The 24,305-nt window shown below is 39.1% G+C and carries 20 protein-coding genes; 7 read left to right on the top strand and 13 right to left on the bottom strand.

What is annotated here, in order from left to right; all coding sequences use genetic code 11:
• Positions 1–7: 7 nt before the first annotated feature.
• Positions 8–670, bottom strand: a complete 663-nt coding sequence (locus IM793_RS01355; RefSeq protein ID WP_193419389.1) for a hypothetical protein — start codon at positions 668–670, stop codon at positions 8–10.
• 93 nt (positions 671–763) lie between these two features.
• Between IM793_RS01355 and IM793_RS01350 the strand changes: the two genes are divergently transcribed.
• Positions 764–1,153: a hypothetical protein gene (locus IM793_RS01350; protein ID WP_193419388.1), complete on the top strand. Its 390-nt coding sequence runs from the start codon at positions 764–766 to the stop codon at positions 1,151–1,153.
• Between the two features lie 3 nt (positions 1,154–1,156).
• On the opposite strand, the gene IM793_RS01345 is transcribed toward IM793_RS01350, so the two are convergent.
• The 3 genes from IM793_RS01345 to ffh all read right to left on the bottom strand — a co-directional run bounded on the left by IM793_RS01345 (position 1,157) and on the right by ffh (position 5,762).
• Positions 1,157–2,695, bottom strand: coding sequence for a YifB family Mg chelatase-like AAA ATPase (locus tag IM793_RS01345; RefSeq protein ID WP_193419387.1), 1,539 nt, complete (start codon positions 2,693–2,695; stop codon positions 1,157–1,159).
• A gap of 122 nt (positions 2,696–2,817) precedes the next feature.
• Positions 2,818–4,020, bottom strand: a complete 1,203-nt coding sequence (locus IM793_RS01340; RefSeq protein ID WP_193419386.1) for a hypothetical protein — start codon at positions 4,018–4,020, stop codon at positions 2,818–2,820.
• Between the two features lie 404 nt (positions 4,021–4,424).
• Complete coding sequence (ffh, locus tag IM793_RS01335) at positions 4,425–5,762, bottom strand: signal recognition particle protein (RefSeq protein WP_121285452.1); 1,338 nt, start codon at positions 5,760–5,762, stop codon at positions 4,425–4,427.
• Positions 5,763–6,717: 955 nt separating this feature from the next.
• Here ffh and IM793_RS01330 point away from each other — a divergent pair.
• On the top strand, positions 6,718–9,138 hold the full coding sequence (locus IM793_RS01330) for a DUF5916 domain-containing protein (protein WP_193419385.1): 2,421 nt from the start codon (positions 6,718–6,720) through the stop codon (positions 9,136–9,138).
• 104 nt (positions 9,139–9,242) lie between these two features.
• On the opposite strand, the gene IM793_RS01325 is transcribed toward IM793_RS01330, so the two are convergent.
• Positions 9,243–10,232 carry an AraC family transcriptional regulator gene (locus IM793_RS01325; protein ID WP_193419384.1) on the bottom strand — a complete coding sequence of 330 codons (990 nt, stop codon included), beginning with the start codon at positions 10,230–10,232 and terminating at the stop codon, positions 9,243–9,245.
• 97 nt (positions 10,233–10,329) lie between these two features.
• Between IM793_RS01325 and IM793_RS01320 the strand changes: the two genes are divergently transcribed.
• Positions 10,330–11,058: a hypothetical protein gene (locus IM793_RS01320; protein ID WP_193419383.1), complete on the top strand. Its 729-nt coding sequence runs from the start codon at positions 10,330–10,332 to the stop codon at positions 11,056–11,058.
• Positions 11,059–11,060: 2 nt separating this feature from the next.
• Here IM793_RS01320 and IM793_RS01315 read toward each other — a convergent pair whose 3' ends face one another.
• From IM793_RS01315 to ruvX, 7 genes are all read right to left on the bottom strand, one after another.
• On the bottom strand, positions 11,061–12,083 hold the full coding sequence (locus IM793_RS01315) for a DUF3078 domain-containing protein (RefSeq protein ID WP_193419382.1): 1,023 nt from the start codon (positions 12,081–12,083) through the stop codon (positions 11,061–11,063).
• Positions 12,084–12,176: 93 nt separating this feature from the next.
• Entirely contained in the window at positions 12,177–12,500 is a 324-nt protein-coding gene (locus tag IM793_RS01310; protein WP_370629747.1) for a hypothetical protein, read from the bottom strand.
• The gene (locus IM793_RS01305; protein WP_193419381.1) at positions 12,497–13,249 is read right to left on the bottom strand and encodes a hypothetical protein; all 753 of its coding nucleotides are present in this window, start codon (positions 13,247–13,249) and stop codon (positions 12,497–12,499) included. Before IM793_RS01305 ends, IM793_RS01310 begins: the two co-directional genes overlap by 4 nt.
• A gap of 48 nt (positions 13,250–13,297) precedes the next feature.
• Positions 13,298–14,140: a glucosaminidase domain-containing protein gene (locus tag IM793_RS01300; RefSeq protein WP_193419380.1), complete on the bottom strand. Its 843-nt coding sequence runs from the start codon at positions 14,138–14,140 to the stop codon at positions 13,298–13,300.
• A gap of 81 nt (positions 14,141–14,221) precedes the next feature.
• A complete protein-coding gene (locus IM793_RS01295; RefSeq protein WP_193419379.1) occupies positions 14,222–14,896 on the bottom strand; it encodes a glucosaminidase domain-containing protein in 675 nt (224 codons plus the stop codon).
• A gap of 81 nt (positions 14,897–14,977) precedes the next feature.
• The gene (locus IM793_RS01290) at positions 14,978–15,613 is read right to left on the bottom strand and encodes an O-methyltransferase (protein WP_193419378.1); all 636 of its coding nucleotides are present in this window, start codon (positions 15,611–15,613) and stop codon (positions 14,978–14,980) included.
• 7 nt (positions 15,614–15,620) lie between these two features.
• The gene (gene ruvX / locus IM793_RS01285; RefSeq protein WP_193419377.1) at positions 15,621–16,037 is read right to left on the bottom strand and encodes a Holliday junction resolvase RuvX; all 417 of its coding nucleotides are present in this window, start codon (positions 16,035–16,037) and stop codon (positions 15,621–15,623) included.
• 573 nt (positions 16,038–16,610) lie between these two features.
• Between ruvX and IM793_RS01280 the strand changes: the two genes are divergently transcribed.
• From IM793_RS01280 to IM793_RS01265, 4 genes are all read left to right on the top strand, one after another.
• Positions 16,611–17,759, top strand: coding sequence for an ATP-binding protein (locus IM793_RS01280; protein ID WP_193419376.1), 1,149 nt, complete (start codon positions 16,611–16,613; stop codon positions 17,757–17,759).
• A 1-nt stretch (position 17,760) separates the two neighbouring features.
• Positions 17,761–19,260, top strand: a complete 1,500-nt coding sequence (locus IM793_RS01275) for a regulatory iron-sulfur-containing complex subunit RicT (protein WP_193419375.1) — start codon at positions 17,761–17,763, stop codon at positions 19,258–19,260.
• Entirely contained in the window at positions 19,229–19,720 is a 492-nt protein-coding gene (locus IM793_RS01270; protein WP_193419374.1) for a gliding motility lipoprotein GldH, read from the top strand. Before IM793_RS01275 ends, IM793_RS01270 begins: the two co-directional genes overlap by 32 nt.
• A 165-nt stretch (positions 19,721–19,885) precedes the next feature.
• The gene (locus IM793_RS01265) at positions 19,886–22,744 is read left to right on the top strand and encodes a TonB-dependent receptor (protein WP_193419373.1); all 2,859 of its coding nucleotides are present in this window, start codon (positions 19,886–19,888) and stop codon (positions 22,742–22,744) included.
• Positions 22,745–22,958: 214 nt separating this feature from the next.
• Here the strand turns inward: IM793_RS01265 and murF are convergent, their stop codons facing one another.
• Positions 22,959–24,260: a UDP-N-acetylmuramoyl-tripeptide--D-alanyl-D-alanine ligase gene (gene murF, locus IM793_RS01260; protein WP_193419372.1), complete on the bottom strand. Its 1,302-nt coding sequence runs from the start codon at positions 24,258–24,260 to the stop codon at positions 22,959–22,961.
• Positions 24,261–24,305: the final 45 nt, after the last annotated feature.

Here is a 24,305-nt window from a genome sequence, read left to right as displayed (position 1 = left end):
TTTATAATCAATAATAGAAATATTTGTTGTTGGCCGGAAATTTTAATTCTACTTTACCAGGAGCAAAACCATCCATTTTGGGGATAGCTTTAAACGGATATTTAAAATTGTAAAAACTATCTTTTGGTATTTTTTTGTCGTCATCACAACTTCCGTAAGTGTAAGCCACATTGACTTGTTTGGTAGAAAAATTGATATCATATTGGTAATCAAAATCGCAGGTATCATAATCTTTCATGGTATAACCGATTACAAACCAATCGTTATTTTGATAAAGGTAAATGTTTTTCCAGGTGCTGTAATGCCTGGTGTTGTGATTAAAGGTCTGTTCAGTAATCAGGGTATTGTTTTTAATTTTTATCGAGAGGTTTACGCCTGCATCTGCACAAAAACCACAATCTTTACTGCTCCGTAAAACGGTGCCATTGCTTTTCCATAGTTTTATTTTACCATCAACCTGTTTACAGATATAGAGAATCCTCTTTAAGCCATCTTTCCCATCCGTTTTATCGGTATCAAAAGCATATACCACTTCCTCTTTGCCTAAATCGCCTCTGGCTTCGAGCACCAATTTGTAATTTTTGGGCGGATTAAAATCGGGCAGTGTTTGGCCTATACTTTGTAAAGCAAATAAAAGTATGCTGAAAAGCGCAAAAATTGATTTTTTCATAGGGCTGTTTCTTGTGCAATGATTCATTACAAATCTCTAAAGCTGCAATTTATCTTTTCTATCTATCTTTACTAATAAACCCGTTAAGATTATATGATAAATACAACAACACATATACATTATAAGGATAAGATTCCTTTACATTTTGAAATTAAAAACTTAAAAGGAAATAAGAATGAATTTTTATCGATGACAACTTTTCTAATCTCTGAAAATATAGAAGTTATCATTAATAAAGCATTAAATGTCTTAGTTCCATTTACTGATCAGATTTTTAAAGATGAATATGAGAAAAAACAAGGATATTTTGAACTTGGCGAGATTACAGTAGAAGATACAGGACCACATTCTTATGTGTCTAATCACATTACATATACATTGGCATTTTCGTTAGAATCCCATTCTGGATTTGTTTTGGATTATCTTAGTTATAGTGTTGTATTTGATACCCAGTTTACTTTAACGGCAGTAAGTAGAGGCTAAATATTACCCCGCCCAGCCATCCCTATCCAAGCTCCTGTAATTAATCGATTCTGCTAAGTGTTCCATTTCTACGTTTTCACTTCCATCTAAATCGGCAATGGTCCGGGCAACTTTCAAAATCCGGTCGTAGGCACGGGCCGAAAGACCTAATTTTTCCATGGCTGATTTCAGGAGACTGTTTCCTTCATCACTGATCTGGCATACTTTGCGAACCATTTTCGGACTCATTTGGGCATTGCAATGCAGGTCTTCTCTATCTGCAAAACGTAGATCCTGAATTTCTCTTGCTTTAATTACGCGTTCTCTGATAAAGTTGCTTCTTTCTGTTTCGGTAGTGGAGGCTAATTCTGTAAAGTTAACGGGTGTTACTTCTACATGAAGATCTATCCGGTCTAAAAGCGGTCCGGATATTTTACTCAGGTATTTTTGCACCACACCAGGTGCACAAACGCAATCTTTCTCCGGGTGATTGTAAAAACCACAAGGGCAGGGGTTCATTGAGGCCACTAACATAAAGCTGGCTGGATATTCTACCGAAAACCTTGCCCTTGCAATAGCTACTTTTCGGTCTTCTAAAGGTTGACGCATTACCTCTAAAACAGTTCGTTTAAATTCGGGCAATTCATCTAAAAACAGAACACCATTGTGTGCCAGCGATATTTCTCCGGGTTGCGGATTGATTCCGCCGCCTACCAGTGCTACATCGCTAATCGTATGGTGTGGTGAGCGGTACGGACGGCTTGTCATTAATGCATCGCTTGCAGAGAGTTTTCCGGCAACAGAATGGATTTTCGTGGTTTCTAAGGCTTCGTTTAAATTTAATGGAGGTAATATCGTGGGCAGTCGCTTGGCCAGCATGGTTTTACCTGCCCCTGGCGGCCCTATTAAAATAACATTATGACCACCCGCTGCCGCAATTTCCAGGGCTCTTTTAATATTTTCCTGTCCTTTAACGTCGGCAAAATCGTGTTCGTAATTATTGATATTTTTTAAGAATTCTTCTTTGGTATTCACTTTAACTTGTTCCAGCGCTTCGCTTTTATTAAAGAAAGCAATTACCTGGGCCAGGTTTTCTACGCCGTACGCCACTAAATCGTTTACAATGGCTGCTTCACGAACGTTTTGTTTCGGTAAGATGAATCCTTTAAAACCTTCCTGTTGTGCTTGTATAGCAATTGGTAAAGCTCCTTTTATGGGCTGTATGCTTCCGTCTAAAGAAAGTTCGCCCATAATAAAATAATCTTCTAGTTCGTCGGCTGGGATTTGGCCTGAAGCCGCTAAAATACCGATGGCAATTGGCAGATCGTATGAGGAGCCTTCTTTTTTCATGTCGGCAGGTGCCAGGTTTACCACTATTTTCTGTTTAGGCATGCGAAAACCTGAAACATTAATGGCACTGGCCACCCTTTGCAAGCTTTCTTTTACCGCATTATCGGGCAGGCCTACCATATAGTATTTGGTACCTGCGCTAATATTCACTTCGATTGTTATGGTTAGTGCATTTACGCCATAAACAGCACTCCCGTATGTTTTTACAAGCATTGATTTTAATTAAAATAAATTCGGATGTAAATTATTCGGGATGAATATTGATATAGGCTAATATATAAAGAATTATCTAATTTATTTACTGTTGATTGAAGCTAGGACAATTCAACGACTCTTTAAAAATCTTTACTAAGTTCAATATTACATCTAGAATCGAAAATTTTAACATAGGTTTTAGTTTTGCCATTATCAATCAACCAAACTTGTGCATAATAAGTGTCTTTACTGAATGTTGTTGAAGGTAAAATTTCTGACAAAGGAACCTCTACTCCATGGTAATCAACCCATGAAAGTTTAAGTGTTTTTTTGGAGTTGTTTATGATTATTAATTTTGATTTCTGTTCAGAGTGACCGGATGGAATTTTGCTAAATAAAACCTGTGATTTCTTCTTTATTAGTGTAGATAATATTTTTCCACTATAGATAGAGTCAATTAATTTGTACCCTTGAAGGTCATATGATTTTAAGCCCTTAGGACCAGCTGTTGGCTTATTGCCTTTCATATAGTCTCCATGGGCTCCAAAATACCATGTTGTTAGTTCAGCCCAATATTCTTGTTCGTTTGTTGCTGCATAAGCTCCTTTCCATAGCCCTTGGGTTTTAACAGATGAAATGTATTGAGATACGATTTTACTTCTCACCAAGCTGTCAAGTCCAAAATCCATTATACTATGCGAAAATTCATGTATACAGATATCATATCCACCAGCGTATTTATCACCTTGAAGATTTAATAAATTTTCTTCACCACATGACGCATATATTCCACCCATTCCTCTTGTTCGTTCATCAATATCTGTCATTGAGCCGTTATCCATGTATTGAACACCCTTCATTTCTTTAAATTCTGGTAAATCTGAGGTTTTTTGGTTTTTGCCGATAATGTGAAGTTCAATGCCATTCGCAATTAAATTTTTTCGTACGATCGGCATGTCCTTTAGTAAGTAATCCAATTTTTTAGATGCAACTAATAACGCGCTATCGCTTACTATTTCTGCCGAACGAATGGCGATTCCTTGATTGTCTAAATACTTCGCGTAGAAGCCTTGATATGGTGGACTGATTTTTTGTACTGCATTTATTTCTGTGATCGTATTTTGAGCAATTGAACAGTTAGTAATCAGACATAGTAATAAACTGTAGATAATTTTAGTTGGATTAAGCATATAATTTATTGATGGCGGACTAACAATATATTTATTATAAACCGAACTTTTAAATCTATTTACACATTGCTTACCCGCACTAATATTCACTTCGATTGTTATGGTTAGTGCATTTACGCCATAAACAGCACTCCCGTATGTTTTTACAAGCATTTAATTTTAATTAAATAAATTCGGATGTAAATTATTCGGGATAAATATTGATTCTAATATACAGATTGTTTAAATAAAGATCAAGTTTTAGTATTTATAAGCTTAAGCCCGTTGGTTTTTAGTAAACGATGTTAAATAAACCTGATTGGACGAATGCCGATTCCTTCTATCGGCAGCAGGGAAAGCAGGGCTGAAACCCCCTATGGAAAGCTGAATACTCATTTCCAAAACCTATAAAACAAAAAATCCTGATCATTGCTGATCAGGATTTATATTATTTTTAAAGAGGCTGAAACAATCGATAGCGTCGGATCAGCATGACGCTTTAGGTTGCGATCGGAATTTATATTTTCACAAAGAATAAGAGCTACGGCCTAAACCCTCTCTGCCCTAAACCTCCTAAACTATCTGCCAAATGGCATTTTAGGCATACCTTTCATCATGGCGGCTGCGGCTGCAGGGTTCGAAAACTGCTTCATCATTTTACGCATATCTTCAAACTGTTTAATCAGCTTTGTTACTTCTTCTACCTTACTTCCTGAACCTTTTGCAATACGTAAACGGCGACTTTGCTGAATGCTATCCGGGTTTTCTTTCTCAAACGGTGTCATTGAATTGATGATGGCTTCGATTGATTTAAAAGCATCATCCTGGATATCTACATTCTTCATCATTTTGCCCACACCGGGAATCATACCCATCAGATCTTTCATGTTACCCATTTTCTTGATCTGCTGAATCTGGTTGTAGAAATCGTTGAAATCAAATTTATTCTTACGGATTTTCTTCTGCAGTTCTGCTGCTTCTTTCTCATCGAACTGCATTTGTGCACGTTCAACAAGCGAAACCACATCACCCATACCCAAAATACGCGATGCCATACGATCTGGATAGAAAACATCCAGTGCCTCCATTTTCTCGCCGGTACCGATAAATTTAATAGGCTTGTTTACCACCGATTTAATGGAAAGGGCCGCGCCACCACGGGTATCGCCATCCAGTTTGGTTAACACAACACCTGTAAAATCTAAACGGTCGTTAAATACTTTGGCTGTATTTACCGCATCCTGACCAGTCATCGAATCTACTACGAATAAAATCTCGTGTGGTTGCGTTTTAGCCTTAACTTCAGATATTTCGTTCATTAAAGATTCGTCGATCGCTAAACGACCTGCGGTATCGATAATGATTACGTTATTTCCATTTTGTTTACCGTGCGCAATACCTTCTAAAGCGATGCCAACAGGATCGTTTGATGCACGGTTTGCGTAAACTGATACACCAACAGAGGTTCCTAAAACCTCCAATTGATCTACAGCCGCCGGACGGTACATATCGCCTGCTACCAATAAAGGTTTTTTGCCCTTGCCTTTTAAGTGCAGGGCCAGTTTACCTGCAAAAGTAGTTTTACCCGCACCGTTTAAACCTGCAATTAAGATAATGGTAGGGTTTGCTTTAGTATCTAACTCTGTAACTTCGCCACCCATTAAGGCTGCAAGTTCATCGTTCATTATTTTAGTAAGCAACTGACCTGGAGAAACCGCAGTAAGTACGTTTTGCCCCAAGGCTTTTTGCCTCACATCATCAGTAAATGTTTTTGCTGTTTTATAGTTAACATCGGCATCTAATAATGCTTTGCGGATTTCTTTCATGGTTTCTGCCACGTTGATTTCCGTAATGCTGCCTTGTCCTTTTAATACTTTAAACGCTCTGTCTAGCTTGTCCTGTAAATTATCAAACATCTTTTTTTAAGCTAAAAGCTTCATGCCAAAGGGCAAAAAGCTACTTGTTTTTAATAAAAGGCAAATGTATCAAATTTTGCTTGTAAATCGCTGCACCTCAAAGTCAAAAATCTTTTTTTGAAAATGAGCAGTTTGGTTTTCATAGGTACTGTACTCCCGCCATTCACTTCAATCTTTTTGTGCCTCAGCATTACAGCTAAGTTTGCTATCGTGTGGACACATCTTTTTTAAGTTTAGTTTAGGCGTTTTGCTAACTAACTTTAATAAAGCACGAATTTTAACCAAGGATGCTGTCAATCCCAAGAGCCGGAGAAATCAAAAAAACAGGTGCACAACAGTAAAAATGGCAGTAACAAACCTGAAACGCAGTGGTTTTGTGTTCATAACCGATAATTTAATTTTAAAAAAAAATATTGAACACAAAATGAAGTGTCGCTGTTTTTTTTGATGCGTGTAAGACTGTGCAAAAGGCTCATTGCTGGATTGACGAAGCGTTTTGGGTACTTTGGCGCTCCAAAGTACCATGCCCTGCGGCATAGAGCGATAGAAGAATATTTTACTCAATTGTGTCGATACGATAAGGTATAGAACGGAAAAAAAATCAACATTTATCTCCAAACTAAAGTCTTTAAGCTATAAAAGCTCGTTATTTAGCAGGAAAGATGCTGAAATAAATTCAGCATGACGATCGACCTAGACAACGGCGCTAATATGAATTAGCTGAGATGTGTCCACACGATAGCTAAGTTTGGGAGCGGTGCAGCAAAAAGTATTTCCGTTTCTGTCGGGTTTAAGCACAATGGTTTCCTGCCAGGAGGAAAGGAAATAACGGACAAAAATATTGCGCTGAAAAACAATAAAGCTTAAATCGTTGAATGACCTAAATTTTATGTTTTTTTCATTTGGTGCAACATTCTGGTTAAGGCATAGTCTTATATCTAACTAACCTAAACGAATGAAACGCTGCATCCTCCTTTTTTTTATATTTATTTGTGCTTTTTCTCAGGCTCAGGATATTTCGAAACAGCGCCAGCTGGAAGCGAAGAGAACTGTACTAAGTCCAAAAATAGATGGTATTTTAGATGATGAGTGCTGGAATAATGTTCCCATTGCTACCGATTTTATTCAGATCAGGCCAAATCCGGGAAAAGTAGAAGCCTATGACCGGCGTACCGAAATGAAGGTGCTTTACGATGATGTGGCTGTTTACGTCTACGCCCGGATGTACGATCATCCTGATAGCGTTTCACACGAGTTGGTTTCGAGGGATAATATTGGCAACGCCGATTTTATCTCGATAATTCTTGATCCTTTTTATGATAAAATGAACGGAAACGGGTTTTTCGTTACCGCTGCCGGTGTGCAGTTTGACGCTAAATATTCGCAGGTGGGTGATGAAGACGCCAACTGGAATGCAGTATGGGAAAGTGCCGTTAAATTGGATGACAAAGGTTGGACCTGTGAAATGAAAATTCCCTATTCAGCCCTTCGTTTTTCGAGTAAAGATATTCAGCAATGGGGATTGAATTTTAGCCGCAGGATACAGCGGAGCAATACGCAAACTTTTTGGAATTTCGTTGACCCTAAAGTAAATGGCTTTATTAACCAGGAAGGCCTTTGGACAGGGATAAAAGATATTAAGCCGCCATTAAGGTTATCTTTTTCGCCTTATATTTCGGCCTATGTAAATCATTATCTGGTTAATTTGCCAGGGGTAAAAAACACCACCTCGCGGTTTAATGGTGGGATGGATGTAAAATACGGGATCAACAACAGTTTTACCCTCGATATGACGCTGGTACCTGATTTCGGTCAGGTGCAATCTGATAACCGGATCCTGAACCTTACCCCTTTCGAAGTAAAATTTAACGAAAACCGCCAGTTTTTTACCGAAGGGACAGAGCTTTTTAATAAGGGGGATCTTTTTTATTCGAAACGGATTGGTTCTATTCCGTCCTATTACGATTATAGTGGCGTAGGTGCCGATAAAATTGTGAAGGATCAGAAAGAAGCCAAGGTGCTGAACGCTACAAAAATATCTGGACGGACGGCGAAAGGCCTTGGTATCGGAATTTTCAATGCGGTTACAAATGGCATGGAAACAGAAGTGGAAGATACGAAGGGTAACCTCCAGATGGTCGAAACCCAGCCGCTTACCAATTACAATATTCTGGTTTTCGATCAGTCATTAAAAAACAACAGCTCGGCAACATTTATTAATACCAATGTGTTAAGGCAGGGTTCGGCTTACGATGCCAACGTAACTGCCTTACTGTTTAATCTGAACAATAAGGGCAATAAATACTTTGTTAATGGCGCAGGTAAAATGAGCTCTTTACGGGGTAAAGAAACCAGTACCGGATATAGCTATGGGCTTAAGTTTGGTAAACAGAGTGGTAATTTTACCTGGAGCTATTCGCAGCAATACGCCGATGATAAATTCGATCCCTCTGATTTAGGCTTTTTTACCAACAACAATTTTTTAGACCAGGTGGCGGATTTTCATTACAATGTTTATAAACCAGGCAGTTGGTACAATCAATTATTAAGCTACTTTAATGTTTTATACTCGAGGAGGGCTACTCCAGGCAGCTTCCAAACTTTTTCTGTAGAAGGCGGACCTTATGTTCAATTTAAAAATCTTTGGTCGGCAGAAATAAACGGGATCTATACCGCTGCAAAAAACGATTTCTATGAATCCAGAAACGGGCAGGTATATAAAGCCCCCGAAAGCTATAGTTTCGTGTTATATGTTAATCCCAATCGTGCAAAAGCTTATAACTTCGGTGGAAATTTCCGTTACAGGGAACAGGAACTTTTTAAGGGCAAAGAGTACAATTTTTACTTTTTCCAAAACCTGCGGATAAATGATAAAATTGCTTTTGGTTTAGATCTTAATTTTAACCCGAATTATAATTATGTAAACTGGGTAACAGCACAGGGTGATAAAGCTATTTTCTCCAAATACGACCGCAGAACGGTAGAAAATTCATTCGATGCCAAGTATACTTTTACCAATTTAATGGGATTTATGGTGGTTTTGAGACATTATTGGAGCGATAGAAGGAATAAAGAATATTTCTTGCTTAAACCTGATGGCAATTTAACCGATTATACCGGAGCGCCGCTAAATGGATTGGACAGAAATTACAATGTATTTAACATTGACTTAATTTATACCTGGCAATTTGCTCCAGGCAGCACTTTATCTGTTTCCTATAAAGATGCGGCAGAAACTTACGACACTTATTACACACAGCGTTACAATAAAAACCTGAGCGGAATTTTAAATGCCCCTCAAAATAACAGCCTTTCGGTTAAGGTTTTGTATTATGTAGATTATCTGGACTTTAAGAAAAAAAGGAAAAAGGTTTAGAAAGGTTTGATCTGGACATTTCTAGCTTTAGGTCTAAACCCAAGCTAGGAAATAAAAAATATGAGCTGAGACTAAGGACTGACGACTATGGACTTTTGACTAACCTAACGCGCTTTCCCTGGGCTTATGCCAAATTTCTTGCTAAAGGCATTACTGAAATGCTGTACTGAAGAATAACCTAGTTCATCAGAAATGCTTTTGATGTCCTTGCTGCTATCTGCCAGTAGTTCTTTGGCCTTCAGGAGTTTATAGTCACTCAAATAACCAAAAACAGTATTTTTAAAGACTTCTTTAAAGCCATGTTTTAGCTTAAATTCGTTTATGCCTGCGGTTTTGGCCAGTTCGATTAAAGATGGCGGATGATTTGCATTGGCCAGCAGGTATTCCCTGGCATAATAGATTCTTTCTTTATCATAAGCGGATTTGAGGGCTGGTCTTTCGGTCTTTTTAGCCGCTTCTTCAAAAGCCTGGGCCTGTAGTGCCAGCAGTTCCAAACATTTAGACTGAAGAAACAATAATTTTAATCCACCTGTAAAGTTGCAGTTCATAATATCATTAATGCAGCTATGCATGGCCAGGGTAATGGGCAGGTTTTCTGATGAAATTTCTACCGAACGGCTGTTCATAATGTTTTCGGCAAAATTCTTTAACAGCATGCTGCTTTCGCAGGTTAAATCAATAAAGCGTGATCTTTCGAAATTTACTTCAAAAAATTTATGCGAACCTCCTGTATCAAACTCTGCCATCCCATCAAAATCTGGACTGTAGATAATGTTGTGCTGGTTTGCTTTAATATCCTGGCGTTTATTGGTGAGGTAATTTTCCATAATGCCCCCGCCGGTGAGCGCAAAGTGGAGCTCTACCACATCAGGTTCATCAAAAGCTTTGATGCGCAGGCGGCTCTGTTTCACCACCATATCACCGTAAACAATATAAATACCCGAAAAAGCGATCTCCACAATCTCTGCATCGCCAAATGGAAAGCTGTATTTATCCCTTCTTTCGGTTACCAGTGGCTGATTAAATTCTGTATTGTCGAACTTGTTGCCAACAGTATAGTATTTATCGTCACCATCGTAAATGTTTAAGGCCATAAAAATCCTTTTGATATAAACTTTAATCCTTTTGGCATAAAAAGATTCGTTTGTTAGACGATTATTTTTGTTCAAAGTTACTAAACAAAAGAATACGATGGCTAAATTACCTTCATGGCTGGCCGACACAATGGAAAAAGTGATCAGCAATAAAATATATCAAGTAGAAGTTGTAGAAACCAAAATGTTATGCAGCAACTTAAAGTGCGTTACCTTTAAAGGCGATTTTTTCGATGCTAAATTTATTCCGGGAATGGAGGTGCTGTTTAGGGTTAACGCCAACGAGTATAGACATTATACATTATCAGGCTTTGACGAAGCGCACGAAACCTGTGAGGTGATTTTTTACCTGAACAGACAAGGACCCGGACATCATCTGGCCGTAAATATCCAAAAAGGAGACCGTTTAAAACTGATTGTAGACCGGGCAAAGGTAAAATACAATGAAGCATCCAATCAGCATTTCTTTTTTGGTGATGAAACCAGCCTTGGTTTGTACGAATCGTTAGGTAAAAAAGTAATTGATGAAGATGTAGAATATTTTGGGGTGTTGGAACTTCAGGAAGAAAACCTGCATTCGGTTAAACACCTTAAATTATTGATCGATACCGTACCATCTGACCTGAACGCCCCTGCTAAAAATGCCATTACCTGGATGGATAATATGCATCCGCTATGTTGGGAAATGTGGCAAAATGCTACGTTTTATTTAACAGGCAGGGCGAAATCTGTACAACAGTTTAAACGTTACCTAAAACAAAGGGGCGTAAGCTTTAGGCAGATTATTACCATGCCTTATTGGGAAATGGATAAGGTTGGTGGGTAGGCTTACCTCGGGAAGGTAAAACCAAAACCAAGGGCCAGCGTTTGGTTGGCCTGTATTTTATTGGTGCCTGTATCCTTATCGAACAGGAGTACGCCAGTTAAACTGGTGTTCATAAAACGATTGATTTTTGCCGTTAATGCAACATCTAACCGGTGATCAATATTGCTCATCTTAAAATCCTGATACGGAATGAACATCTGATAACGTGCCTTAAGATTTGTATTGGTAAATATATCCTTATCAAACGCACTTACTACTTGAAAAGCTAATTCGTTACGTATCTTTTTACCTAAATCGACCCCGTAAACGCTAGGCTTTAATTGTTTGGTTGGATCTGGATCAATGAAAAGTTTCTCGTCTAACACAAAAGTTTGACGTGCAGTACCTGTACCAATACGGGTAGAAAAATAGGTAACAGGTTTATACTCGAAACCGATAGATTCTGTCAAATAACCCGGACCCATAAATTTTGAAATCAGTGTGGCGGTTTCCTGGCCGTTTACCACACTGTAAGAATAACCATTATCGAATTGGGATTCAAAACTTAAGGATCCGAAGAAGAACCAGCTTTTTGATAATTGAAAAGAGGCTTTATTGTCCCAAAAAATACGGTCGTTGGTTTTCTTTTGCAGCTGATCTTTATTTTTTATCTTACCATATTGCAAAACAAGCTCGCTTACATAGCTATAACTATCTTTATTGTATTCTGCCTTCCAGTTAACCAAACCACCAACGGCTACCGAATTGGTACCCCCGCCCTTCCAGTTATTGCTAAACTGTGCCTGGTTAACGTTAATGCCGATACTGGTTTTGGTTTTCCAGTAATTAATCTTGGCGTTTACAACCAAAGGTTTAATTTTTACCGGCTCAAAGTTTAACGGGCCCTGTCTGCTTGGCAGTGGACTGCGTTTCAACTTAATGTTCAGGTCTTTGGTATTGATTGGAATGGTATCAATTTCCTGTGCATATAATTGAGTAGAGCAGAAACTTAGAATCAGGATGATGGCAGCTAAACAGTTCTTCATTATTACAAAGAAAAAGAAAAAATTTAGAGATAAAAAGCATTTAACAAAATGATTGCCAGAACAACAATTAAAGCTAGAGTAGAAGTTGCAGTTTCACATCTTTTTGGTCCAGCCATACCAATTGCCATTTTTCAGGTAATTTAAGTCGGTTTCATAATCGTAAGCCTCTTTCTCAAAAACAATGTTCCGATAGGCAAGATCGTGTTTCTTGTATCTGAAAAGGTTGATCAGATAATTAAGCAGGTATAAGATATAAAAGGGGAATATGAGTAATTCTAACTGCTGGCGCAAATGGATTTTTTCGTGGTTAATCATCTCCGGATCGTTTTTAAGCTTTGCCGATTTTAGCAGGATAAATGGAAAAATGGCCATACCGGCTGCCGGAAGTTTTTTAACGATCAGGATGGGCGCTTTCACAGCTTATCGATTGTTATTTTGGGCAATGCTGGCAATTGTAGTGCCCTAGGATTTAACCTGTAGCTTTTATAGGCATTTCTGATAAAAAGGTTAAAGGAATAATCTGTTGCATCTAATACAAATTGATAGGTAGGACGATACTGCTGCATAAAATCTGTCAGTTCGGCATCTTTTATGCCTAATACCTGACTAACCAGGCTGGCGCTGAAACGATAGTCGATCAGGTCTTCACGATAATCTTTTTCCAGGATTTTTTGAAGATGACGGGCATTTCTTCCTTGTTTGCTTAACAGGTTGTAAATGGCATCTATGCCTAAACCAACACCACCGTTACCTAAATTCAATAAATCTTTACTACTTCCCTTCATGGTTTGGTAGCGGTATTCCTGTACATTTTTTTCGTATTGCTGCTGCGGACTTAATCTTTTTTGTTGAATTACGACATCACGCAGTCTGATGCCGAGCGATCTGAGTTGAAAATACGCTGCCGTTTGTCCTTTAAAAACAATAGTATCAACACCATAGCCTGATAAAGCTGCAACTAAAGTATCACCAGGTAAAGCAAAGGTGCTAAACTCGCCTTTAGTATTGTTGTATAAACCGTCACCCGTACGGATGTTGTAAATATAAACCTTGGCCAAACGCTGCTTGGTTTCTTTATCAATAACTATTCCCTGCACTGGTTTATTCTGTGCATGAAGCCACGTAGAGAAGCCGAAAACAAGTAAAAAAGGAATAAAAAATTTCATTAAGCTACAAAACTACAAATATCTGGCAGGCTATGTTTGTACTTAACATTATTTAACCTTAAGTGTTTGGCCCAGCTTAATGGCGTCGGTACTCATTTCGTTTAGCATTTTTAACTGATCAACCGTTAAATTAAAGCGTTTTGCAATGTTGTACAGCGTATCTCCTTTAACAACGGTATAAGTGCCATCGGCAATAATCGGTTTGGCGCCCGCGGGTGGCGTTTCTACTGGTGTAAACTTAGCCTTCTCCTGGGGGATATTTTGATTGATTTCTGAAAAGACACGATCTTCCCGGGCGATCTTCTGCTTTTCGCTTTCTGATTGATCATACTGGTAAAGCTGGTATTTTTCGATGGTGTTAATTAACAGATCAGGATATTTAGGATTGGTTGCATAACCCGCTGTTTTTAATCCCTGCGCCCAGCTTTTGTAATCGTTTTTATCCAACTGGAAAAGAAAACTGTAACGCTTGCGTTTTAAAAATTCAGAATGATCCCTGAATGACTCACGGGCATCTTTATACACCCTGAAACAGTCGTTTTTCTGGTCATCATCGCGGAAATAATTTTTTCCCTTCCAATCTGATGTGCATTTAATGCCAAAATGATTGTTCGCATACTTAGCCAGATCGCTATTTCCACTGCCGGATTCTAAAATTCCCTGCGCCAAAGTAATACTTGCAGGGATACCGTTTGCATTCATTTCTTCTACTGCTACACCTTTAAACTCATCAATATAACTTAAGGTATTGTAACTTTTGTACGAATTGTTATTGGCTTTGTTGGCTGCTTTTTCGATCTGTTTGTTGTTTTTAGAAAATTTCCTGGAACCGCAAGAGCTAAAAAAAATAAGGATTGCCGCGATTAGAAGGTAATGATGGTATGAACGCATACGGGGTTAATTTTTTAATCGGTTAATTAGTTAATTGTGAACTGTAAATTAGACTTAGGACTCATGACTACGGACTTAAGACTAAAACTTAATCTTCTGCCCTGGTTTTAAGCTTGTCTTTTTAATACCGTTTTTCTGCATAAGTGACTTAACCGTTGTGCCTTTCTTTTTTGCAATGATACTTAAGTTGTCGCCTGATTTCACAGTATAAGTTTTTGTTGTTCTTCTGCTTCTGCTATGGTGACGTACCGGAGTAGCGTAAACAGGTTCTTCGTATCCTTCTGGCCGCTCGTCATATTGATAGAGTTCGTATTTTTTAATTAAGCCAATCACCTGGCTGGCCCAGCTTCTGCTGCTTGCATAACCACAGCGACGGATGCCATAAGCCCAACCTTTGTAGTCGTACTGATCGTACTTTGCAAAAAGGTTGTTAAAAGGCTCACGGGTTTCCATTATTTCAACAAAATGGCTGTAAGATTCGTCCGCATTTAAATAATCGCGGTACGAAGAACGGATATCCGCATTGTTGTTAGGCCCTTTTACACCAAAATGGTTATTGAGGTGCTGCGCAATTTTACTGTTTCCTGCTGCCGATTCATGTATGGCAACGGCTAAAATAACGCTGGCCGGAATTTTATGATCATGCATTAAACCCTGTGCATATTCTACGTGCGCTGCAATATATTCTTCTGTGTCTTGCGCTTTTGCAATAATCCCCGTTAAAAGAAACAGGCAAAAAGTAAAGATTTTCTTCATTTCTTTTTTGGTTAATAGACCATGGTTTAATGGTTGATAGGCTTGGCTTAGAAGCCGTGAGCCATTAACTATATGCCATCATCATTTCTTCCTAATCACAAACAAACCATCCCGAACAGGTAAGATCAGTTTCTCAACCCGTTCATCTGCAGCTATTTTATCATTAAAACTAGTAATATTTCTGGTGTCTTTATCCTGTTTCTCCTGGAGTACTTTTCCACTCCACAACACGTTATCAACAATGATAATTCCGCCCGGGCGAACACGATCAAAAATGAGATCGTAATAGGTGCCGTTGTTTTTCTTGTCAGCATCGATAAAAACAATGTCGAAAGCTTCATCTAAACTTGCTATTGTAGTGGTAGCGTCGCCAAGGATGTAATTAATCTGATCGTTATATGCTGATTTGGCGAAGTTTCGGCGAACCATATCTTCCAGTTCCTCATTAATATCCAGGGTATATAACAGGCCATCTTTTGTTAATCCTTCAGCAAGGCATAAAGTGGCATAACCGGTAAAGGTGCCTATTTCTAAAATCCTTTTAGGGGAAATCATTTTGCTGAGCATGCTCAACACCCTACCCTGGTAATGGCCTGAGAGCATACGGGGCATTAAAACTTTAAGGTTGGTTTCGCGGTCTATCTGTTGAAGCAATTCGCTTTCAGGCTCGCAATAGGCAATTAGTAAATCCTGCAAATCGTCGTTTATTAGGCTCATTTGTTGGTTATAAACGGTTACTTTCCATAAAATATTGTAAAATGATGGTTGCGGCAATGGTATCAACCCTGTCTTTGTCTCTTCGGTCCATTTTTTTTAAGCCGCTTTGCATAATCGCTTGGTGGGCCAGTTTAGAGGTAAAACGTTCATCAACCCAATGCCTGGGGATATCGGGGAATGATTTTTTCAACAGCGTGGCAAAGCCCTTTACATGTTGTGCCGAATCGGATGGGGAACCATCCATTTGTTTCGGATCGCCAAGTACAAATGCCTCAACCTGCTCGGTAATCATGTATTTTTTAATGTAATCGATCACATCTTTAGGATGCACGGTATCCAGGCCTGTTGCAATAATCTGCAAAGGATCGGTTACCGCAATGCCGATGCGTTTTGTTCCATAATCAAATGCGAGGATCCTTGCCATAAGTTAAGCGTTGGGTGTTTGGCGCAAAGCGTTTACCACCGTTAAAAAAATAAAAGCCAAAGGTAAGGTTTTTGAAATTATAGGTAAACCTAAATGGTAATGCCTTGGTAGTGTGTTTGTATTGACTGAAAAATTGATTTTTTCTGTTTTTTGGAAAGCAAAACCTGTATTACCTGGGAATGTCCTGCCCTGCTGTATGCTTTAACCCTCATGCTTCGGGGCTACTGCTCCCATCAGGTTTAGTTTACGCAGACCGGTGCGGTTTGGGTAAAGTTGTAGCGTGTGCTATTTGATGTTCCCAAAGAATTACTGATTTAGTTAAATAAACCTGATAGAGCGTAAAGCCCACAGCGTAGCGAGGACTTGAAGCGATAGCAGGACTTTCGGAACCGAAACGCACAGGACCTTGCTTTTCAAAATAACTTGATGACATCAATTAACAGAGGAAATCTACTGAAATGATTCCGGCAATCTAAATTCCTAAGGTTTCCAGAACATCAAAAAGTGTGTTTCAAAAGTAAGAACGTGATGACGAATGTGTGAATCTCATATCTATTTCTTATTTTGCACCAAATGCAGTTTAAAGAAATCATCGGACAGGAAAGAGTGAAGCAACAACTGGTGCAAACGGTTAAGGAAAACCGCATTAGCCATGCGCAACTGTTTTTGTCGCCTACTGGTTCGGGGGCTTTACCCCTGGCTATTGCCTATGCACAATACATCAATTGCCTTAACAAAGGCGAAAATGATAGCTGTGGCGAATGTTCGAGCTGTAGAAAATACGAACGCCTCATCCACCCCGATCTGCATTTCTCCTATCCTTTCTTTGCCTCAGCAAATGTAAAAACTGCTGTAGATGTGTTGGAAGAATGGCGGGGCATGTTAATGCAGGATCCTTATTTTGATATGGATATCTGGCGTTCCAAACTCGATGCGGCCAATAAACAGGCCAATATTAACATCGCTGAGTGCCATGATATTATTAAAAAACTAAGTTATAAAGCCTTTGAGGCAGAGACTAAAGTTTTAATCATGTGGCTACCCGAATATTTGGATAAAGCCGGAAATGCGCTGCTTAAATTGATTGAAGAACCACCTGCAAATACCTTATTTATTTTAATAGCACAAAGCCAGGATCAGATTTTAACCACCATTTTATCCAGAACGCAAATTGTGAAAATTCCGAAGCTTTCATCAGAAGAGGTAACCGGATATTTATTAAATGCGAGAGGATTAACCGAACATCAGGCTATCGATTATTCCTTTTTGGCCGACGGAAATTTAATTGAAGCAAAAGCTCTGGCAGCAGATACGCAAAGCGACAGTTCCGGTACGTTTACGGCCTGGTTAAGAATGGGATTTGGCAATAAAGTTCCCGATTTGATCGACTTTACCGACGAGGCAGCGAAATGGGGAAGAGAAAATCAGAAGAATTTTTTAAAATATGGCGTAAATTATTTACGCGAATGCTGTTTAATTTTAAGTGGTGCCGAAGAATTGGTGAAATTACCCCCTCTAACCTTCGAAACCGCAAAAAAACTCAGCACACATGTGCTTACCTTACCTATGGCAGAGGCCATAATTGGCGAACTGGAAAAGGCACATTACCACATTGAAAGAAACGCAAACCCGAAAATTCTGTTTTTAGATGTATCTTTACAATTGGTAAAAATTATCAAGTTTAAAACGCTCCCTGCGGGGACTCAATATATATACAATTAATATGGGATGTGGAAGTTGTTCAACAGGTGGTGGTTGCACCCCTAATGGATGCAAAAGTAATGGCTCATGCGGCACCGGTGGTTGCCAAACAATGGAAGTTCACGATTGGCTGTCTAATTTGGATATGCCTTCTAATTATAAACCTTTTCAGGTTACCGAAATCAAATTTAAAGGCTCACGTAAAGAGTTTTTCCTCAATAACGATAACATTTATCTGGAAATTGGAGAACTTGTTGCTGTTGAAGGGCCAACCGGTGGTTTTGATGTAGGGCACGTTTCACTTACTGGCGAACTGGTAAGGATCCAGATGAAACGCCGTAAAACGGCACTTGATCAGGTAACCAAAAAAATCTACCGTAAAGCTACTGAAGCTGATGTAGAGAAATGGAATGCTGCCAAAGGGATGGAATGGGAAACCATGCACAAAGCCCGTAAACTGGCATTGGATCTCCGTTTGCAGATGAAAATCAGTGATGTAGATTATCAGGCCGATAAAACCAAAGCCACTTTCTTTTATACGGCTGATGGACGTGTGGATTTTCGTGAGCTGATTAAAAAAATGGCCGAGAGTTTCCGTATCCGTATTGAAATGCGGCAGATTGGGATGCGCCAGGAAGCTGGCCGCTTAGGCGGAATTGGCTCTTGCGGTCGCGAATTATGCTGTTCTACCTGGTTAACCAACTTCAAAACCGTTTCTACTGCTGCGGCACGTTATCAAAATTTATCATTAAATACGTTAAAGCTAGCTGGTCAGTGCGGTAAATTAAAATGCTGCTTAAACTATGAGCTGGATACCTACCTGGATGCTTTAAAAGATATTCCCGATAGAATTGAAAACCTGGATACTGAAGCTGGTTATGCCCGTCACCAGAAAACAGATATTTTCAAAAAAATCATGTGGTTCAGTTATCAGGGTGATGAAAACTGGATCCCGGTGAAAGCTGTGCGCGTAAAAGAGATCATGGCGATGAACAAGGCGGGTAAAAAAGCACCTAACTTAAAAGAAGAAGCCGTTCAGATTGCCGCGCCGGTTATTGTAGAAAAATCTTTCGATTACGAAAACGTAGTTGGTCAGGATAGTTTAACCCGCTTAGATGAGCGTTCTCGCGGTAAAAATAACCAGAGTAAGAACAACAACCAGAAAAATAACCGCAACAATAACCAGAATAGAAGAGAAAGAGTACCTGCTGGTGATAAAAACGCTGCACCTGTTAAGCAACAGCAACCCCAGCAAGGCGGCCAGAAGAACCAACAAGGCGGGAAACCACAGCAACAGGCAGTACCAAAACCACAGCATGTTAATGGGCCAAAACCTCAAAATAATAAACCAAAACAACAGCAGCCACAAGCGCAAAAGCCTTTATTAAAAGCTGAAGGAAATGTAGCTGCAGAAGGTGTTAAGCCAGAACAGAACAAAAATAAGAATAGAAATAACCGTAGGAAAAACAATAACCGCCGAAACAACAATAATGGCTCAGAAAATAAACCTGCTGCTGAATAAAAAGCTGATAATTTCGATTGGCTTTTTATTAATGGTTACCCTATTTGTGGGCTGTATGACGAGCGTAATCGACAGCAATGTTGAGATTGCCGATCGCCGATGGACTTACCGCAACCATATTTCGACTACATTTGAAATAAAAGACAATGCCAAAGCCTATAATATTTACTTCAAGCTAAGGCATACTGCAAATTATAAATACGCCAATATATTTATCCTTGCCCATTTTAAAGACGGTAAAAAGATGGTAACCAGGCGTTATCAGTATAAACTCGCCAAAAATGACGGCGAATGGCTGGGCAGCGGTTCTGGAAATGTATTCAGCTATACCTTACCCATGCTTACCAATTATCATTTTCCAAGAAGCGGCAAGTTTGAAATCGAAATTGAGCAGAATATGCGCGATAATCCACTTTTGGAAGTGAGCGATGTTGGTGTTTTGGTTGGTTTGGCGCAATAAGTGTTTATTTTCTTTGATGGGGTTTGATTTTCGCAATATTTTGATCTTTTGTCTTTAATCATCTACAGAAAAGGTATATTATTTTAGTATTTTATTCTTTATCAGTTAGTTGCTGTTTAAAACTTTGTAATAAAATTGGTATTATTGTTTATAAACCTATGAACTATGATAAGAATTTTATTAAAAAACACCCTAGCTATTCTCCTTTTTCTAATGTCGGGCCATTTATTTGCCCAAGGTTTAAATGGTAAGGTTACGGATTCTGCAGGATTAGCTATTCCAGGCGCTACTGTTCAGGTAGTTGGTTCAAAAATTGGAACATCTTCTGACGGAAACGGGCTATATGCCTTAAAATTTCCTTCTGCCGGAGCTTATAAAGTCCGGATTTCTTTTACTGGTTATCAAACTTCTGAAGTAGCTGTTCAGATCGACAACACTGTTAAAACGATGGATTTTGCGCTGCAGGATACAAAAGAATTATTAAGTGATGTAATTGTGGTGGGATCAAGATCGACGCCGAGAACGAACATCGAAAGCGTGGTTCCGGTTGATCTGATTTCAACAAAAGACGTTAAAGTATTTGCGCAGACAGATTTAACACAGATTTTGAATTTCGTGGCGCCATCTTTTAGCTCTAACCGGCAAACTGTTTCTGATGGTACCGATCACATCGATCCGGCATCTTTACGCGGTTTAGGGCCAGATCAGGTTTTGGTGCTGGTAAACGGAAAACGCAGACATACTACAGCACTGGTAAATATTAACGGTACTTTCGGAAGGGGTTCTGTTGGAACTGATTTAAACTCGATTCCTGTTTCGGCGATTGAACGCATTGAGGTGCTGCGTGACGGTGCAGCGGCGCAGTATGGTTCGGATGCCATTGCGGGGGTAATCAACATTGTTTTAAAAAAGGTAACGCCATATAGTTTCTCTACCTCTTTTGGTCAATCTTCTTCAAATGCCCTCGGCCGCGATTTTAGCGATGGTAGAACTTTTCAGGTTGATTTTAGCAAAGGCTGGGCATTTAAAAATGATAAAGGTTTCATCAATTTTGCGGCCCAATATCTTCAGCGCGGATATACCAACCGTGGCGGTTTAGATACCCGCCCGCTATTGTATTCTGCAAGTCCAACTAAAGGTTCTACAGAAACAGAAGCCGCTTTTCAAGCCCGTTTCGCCAGTTTAAAAGCCGCCGATGACGCCAGGGCTGCTGCAAATGGTTTAGATAGAAACAATATGCGTGTGGGTAATTCCGACTCCAAAAATGGTGGTGGATTTTTAAATGGCCAGTTCAATTTTGGAAAAACTACCCAGTTGTATTATGCCGCAGGTTTTACGCATAAAACAGGAAGTGCAGCGGGTTTTTACCGCTTGCCAACGCAAACTACCCAAATAGATTTGTCGATTTACCCTAATGGATTTTTACCATTTATCGATACCAAAATCAATGATTATTCTTTTTCTGCTGGTTTAAGAGGTAAATTGGGTACATGGGATTATGACCTTAGCAATACCAGCGGCGAAAATACAATCGCGTTTAATATTAACAATACGGTTAATGCTTCTCTGCCCACAGGAACAAGTCCTACTTCATTTTATGCTGGCGAGTTGCTATTCAGACAGAACACCAGTAACCTCGATTTAAACAAAAAACATACTTTTGACGGTGGATTTTTAACTTCATTAAATACAGCTTTTGGCGGAGAATTTAGGATAGATAACTACCAGATTAAAGAAGGCGAGCTTTTATCTTATTCAAATGGTGGCAGATTGATCGGAACTGCTCCTACTGCGTCAGGTGCGCAGGTATTCCCGGGTTTTAAACCCAGTAATGCATTAGATAAATCGAGGCACAACGTTGGTGCTTATGCCGATTTTGAAGCTGAATTTGGTCCCCGGGTAACTTTAGGTGCTGCGGGCCGTTACGAAAATTACAGTGATTTCGGTTCTAACTTCTCCTATAAATTTACGGGTAAGGTTAAACTTTTTGGTGATATTTCTCTACGTGGGGCTTATTCCACTGGATTTAGGGCACCATCTTTACACCAACAATATTTTAATAATGAAAGCACGCAATTTGTAGGTACCAATGCCACACAGGTTTTAACCGTAAATAATGCAAATCCTATTGTTGCCCAGTTTGGTGTTGGCGCATTAAAACCTGAAATTTCTAAATCGGGAAGTTTAGGTTTGGCAGGCAAAATCGCCAAAACCTTTACTTTTACCATCGATGCTTATAACATTGATATCAGCGACCGGATTGTTTTCTCCAGTCAATATGCCCGCGAACGTTCTGCTGGTGTTTTAGTGCCAACCGGTGTGGTAAACCAGATTTTAAATACGGTAGACCCAGCGGCACAGATTAACAGTGTACAGTTTTTTACCAATGCCATTACCACAAATACCGCAGGGATCGATGTGGTGTTAACCAACAGGTTCAATTTGGGTACAAAAAGCAGCTTAATTTTAAGTGTTGCCGGAAATGTAAATAAAACCGTGGTAAGAAGCATTCAGGGATCCGATAAAATTGAAAGCGATCCTACATTAAAGGCTAAGCTTTTCGATCGTTTGGAACGCTCCCGTTTCGAAAGTTCCGTACCTAAAAACAAATTAAATATTACCGCAACCTATAATGTAAGTAAATTATCGTTCGTGGCAAGAACAGTCCGTTTTGGAGAGGTTACTTATCTAAATGCCATCGATCCAAATATTCCTGCCAATGGTTTGCCAACTCAGTTGGATCAAACTTTTGCCCCTAAATGGGTAACTGATTTCTCTGTAAGTTATGCTGCAAGCAAAACATGGTCGGTAACAGTAGGGGCAAATAATATTTTCGATGTTTATCCCGATAAATTATACATCGATCCAAGGAATAATGAAAATAACCTTAGCGGTGTTTCTACCAGTAATTATTCAGGTGGATTAGACAATACGTCTAATGGTAGGTTCTTGTATCCAAGGGCTGTTAGCCAGTTTGGTTTTAGTGGTAGGTATGTATATGGGAAAATTGCCTGTACTTTTTAAGGATATTTAAATTAGTCAGCTGTCTCGAATAAATATAATTATTCTAGTGAAAAATTATATTTAGACGTATCGTCATTCCAAACTTGATTGAGAATCTTAATGCTAATGGAAACACGCATTAAGATTCCCGCATTCGCGAGAATGACGTAAGGTGAATAGAGTTTCGATAAGAATACGATTCAATTCGAGACAGCTTTTTTTCAATATCGAAGACCTACAAATACTGAAGCAAACGCTCCAGTTGCATTCCTCTTGATCCTTTTAACAATACCAAATGATCTTCAACCGGGTTTTCCTGTAAAAAAATAGCTGCTTCGGCAGGTGTTTCAAAGAAAATACCTTTTACATCATTTTTATAGTGAAAAAAGTCCTTCCCGATAAAAATGATCTGATCCAAACCACTTTCTGCAGCCTGTTTCGCAATAATTTCATGCTGACCAGCCGATTCTGGTCCTAATTCGAACATATCACCCAAAATAGCTGTTTTTTTATCGGCCGATAACACTGCGATATTTTTCAGTGCCGCAGTCATGCTGCTTGGATTGGCATTGTAAAAATCGCAGATGACTGTATTTTTTTCAGTTTTGGTGAGTTGCGAACGGTTGTTTTTTGGCTGGTAGTTCGATAAACCGGTATTGATTTCTTCAGGAGCCATATCAAAGAAATCGCCAATACAGATTGCTGCCAGTATATTTTCAAAATTATAACTACCTGTTAAATTGGTTTTTACTGATGATGAAACCTCATGATTGGTCCAGTCTACTTCGATAAAAGGGTCGCTGCTTTTTAATGTACCTTTAATAGTATTGCCGTTTTCTGTTCCGTAATAAATCAGTTTGTTTAATCCTGCAGCAGTGCTCATTTCAAGTAAGTGCAGATTGTCTCTATTGATAAAAGTGTACCCATGGGTTTCTTTTAAATAGGCGTAAAGCTCAGCCTTTCCCTTTTTTACGCCTTCAAACCCACCAAACCCATCTAAATGTGCCATGCCTACATTGGTAATAATGCCATGGGTAGGTTGTGCAATGGTACAAAGCAGTTCTATTTCCTTTTGGTGGTTTGCGCCCATTTCAATTACCGCAACCTGAACCTCATTGGTAATGGCTAAGATAGATAATGGAACACCAATATGATTGTTCAGGTTGCCAAAGGTGGCAAAAGTTTTGTATCGCTCTGATAGTACCGCATTAATCAACTCCTTGCTAGTTGTTTTTCCATTACTACCAGTTAAACCAATTACCGGGATATTTAATTGTTTACGGTGATGGCGCGCCAGATCCTGCAAAGTGCTTAATACATCTTCAACCAATAAGCATTGACTGTTCGTTGCATACTTTTCTTCATCTACAACTGCATAAGCTGCTCCCTTTTCAATAGCTTGAGAAGCAAATTCATTGGCATTAAAAAGATCTCCTTTTAAAGCAAAAAAGATACAACCAGGTATAATGTTTCTGGTATCAGTTGAAATAACAGGGTTTTCTTGATAGTAATCGTATAATCTTTCAGTTGTAATCATGCCTATGGTAAAAAATATGATGTAAAATTAAGCTTTCGCATTAAC

This window comes from Pedobacter sp. MR2016-19 (assembly GCF_014947265.1).
Classification (GTDB): domain Bacteria; phylum Bacteroidota; class Bacteroidia; order Sphingobacteriales; family Sphingobacteriaceae; genus Pedobacter.
This window is presented reverse-complemented; position numbering and strand designations above follow the sequence as displayed.

Bases quoted from the DNA above. Each gene is read 5' to 3' on its own strand.
- IM793_RS01355 (WP_193419389.1), bottom strand. From the start codon at position 670: ATGAAAAAATCAATTTTTGCGCTTTTCAGCATACTTTTATTTGCTTTA.
- IM793_RS01350 (WP_193419388.1), top strand. From the start codon at position 764: ATGATAAATACAACAACACATATACATTATAAGGATAAGATTCCTTTA.
- IM793_RS01345 (WP_193419387.1), bottom strand. From the start codon at position 2,695: ATGCTTGTAAAAACATACGGGAGTGCTGTTTATGGCGTAAATGCACTA.
- IM793_RS01340 (WP_193419386.1), bottom strand. From the start codon at position 4,020: ATGCTTGTAAAAACATACGGGAGTGCTGTTTATGGCGTAAATGCACTA.
- ffh (WP_121285452.1), bottom strand. From the start codon at position 5,762: ATGTTTGATAATTTACAGGACAAGCTAGACAGAGCGTTTAAAGTATTA.
- IM793_RS01330 (WP_193419385.1), top strand. From the start codon at position 6,718: ATGAAACGCTGCATCCTCCTTTTTTTTATATTTATTTGTGCTTTTTCT.
- IM793_RS01325 (WP_193419384.1), bottom strand. From the start codon at position 10,232: ATGGCCTTAAACATTTACGATGGTGACGATAAATACTATACTGTTGGC.
- IM793_RS01320 (WP_193419383.1), top strand. From the start codon at position 10,330: ATGGCTAAATTACCTTCATGGCTGGCCGACACAATGGAAAAAGTGATC.
- IM793_RS01315 (WP_193419382.1), bottom strand. From the start codon at position 12,083: ATGAAGAACTGTTTAGCTGCCATCATCCTGATTCTAAGTTTCTGCTCT.
- IM793_RS01305 (WP_193419381.1), bottom strand. From the start codon at position 13,249: ATGAAATTTTTTATTCCTTTTTTACTTGTTTTCGGCTTCTCTACGTGG.
- IM793_RS01300 (WP_193419380.1), bottom strand. From the start codon at position 14,140: ATGCGTTCATACCATCATTACCTTCTAATCGCGGCAATCCTTATTTTT.
- IM793_RS01295 (WP_193419379.1), bottom strand. From the start codon at position 14,896: ATGAAGAAAATCTTTACTTTTTGCCTGTTTCTTTTAACGGGGATTATT.
- IM793_RS01290 (WP_193419378.1), bottom strand. From the start codon at position 15,613: ATGAGCCTAATAAACGACGATTTGCAGGATTTACTAATTGCCTATTGC.
- ruvX (WP_193419377.1), bottom strand. From the start codon at position 16,037: ATGGCAAGGATCCTCGCATTTGATTATGGAACAAAACGCATCGGCATT.
- IM793_RS01280 (WP_193419376.1), top strand. From the start codon at position 16,611: ATGCAGTTTAAAGAAATCATCGGACAGGAAAGAGTGAAGCAACAACTG.
- IM793_RS01275 (WP_193419375.1), top strand. From the start codon at position 17,761: ATGGGATGTGGAAGTTGTTCAACAGGTGGTGGTTGCACCCCTAATGGA.
- IM793_RS01270 (WP_193419374.1), top strand. From the start codon at position 19,229: ATGGCTCAGAAAATAAACCTGCTGCTGAATAAAAAGCTGATAATTTCG.
- IM793_RS01265 (WP_193419373.1), top strand. From the start codon at position 19,886: ATGATAAGAATTTTATTAAAAAACACCCTAGCTATTCTCCTTTTTCTA.
- murF (WP_193419372.1), bottom strand. From the start codon at position 24,260: ATGATTACAACTGAAAGATTATACGATTACTATCAAGAAAACCCTGTT.